Origin of the sequence: Curtobacterium flaccumfaciens UCD-AKU, from assembly GCF_000349565.1 — a bacterium.
Lineage (GTDB): Bacteria > Actinomycetota > Actinomycetes > Actinomycetales > Microbacteriaceae > Curtobacterium > Curtobacterium poinsettiae.
Genome location: NZ_KB714621.1, coordinates 610 through 1,402 on the forward strand (window position 1 = coordinate 610; position 793 = coordinate 1,402).

1 protein-coding gene is annotated in these 793 nt (G+C 69.1%); it reads left to right on the forward strand.

Annotation, left to right across the window (positions count from 1 at the left end):
• A partial coding sequence (locus H489_RS29885) for a SulP family inorganic anion transporter (RefSeq protein ID WP_031259902.1) occupies positions 1–793 on the forward strand: 793 nt, incomplete at both ends.

The window sequence follows — 793 nt, forward strand, 5'->3', positions numbered from 1 at the left end:
GGTGCTCGCCGGCCTCGTCGTGGCCCTCGCGCTGATCCCGGAAGCGATCTCGTTCTCGATCATCGCGGGCGTCGATCCGCGCGTCGGCCTGTTCTCGGCGTTCGTGATGGCCGTGGTGATCTCGTTCGTCGGCGGGCGAGCCGCGATGATCTCCGGTGCGACCGGGGCGATCGCACTCGTCGTCGCGCCGGTCATGCGGGACCACGGGCTCGACTACCTGATCGCCACCGTCATCCTCGGCGGCGTCTTCCAGCTCGTCCTCGGTGGGCTCGGCGCGGCCAAGCTGATGCGCTTCGTGCCGAGGTCGGTGATGGTGGGGTTCGTCAACGCCCTCGCGATCCTGATCTTCACCGCGCAGCTGCCGAACATCATCGGCGTCGACTGGCTCGTCTGGCCGATCGGCGCCGTCGGCATCGCGATCATCGTGCTGCTGCCCCGTGTCACCAAGGCCATCCCGGCACCGCTCGTGGCGATCGTCGTCCTGACGCTCGTCACCGTGCTGGCCTCGATCGCCATCCCGACCGTCGGCGACGAGGGCAAGCTGCCGGACAGCCTGCCGACCCTGTTCCTCCCGAACGTCCCGCTCACGCTCGAGACGCTGACGATCATCGCCCCCTACGCCCTGGCGATGGCGCTGGTGGGCCTGCTCGAGTCGCTGATGACGGCGAAGCTCGTCGACGAGGTCACCGACACCGGCTCCCGCAAGACCCGCGAAGCGCTCGGGCAGGGCGTGGCGAACATCTGCTCCGGGTTCATGGGCGGCATGGGTGGCTGCGCGATGATCGGCCAGACG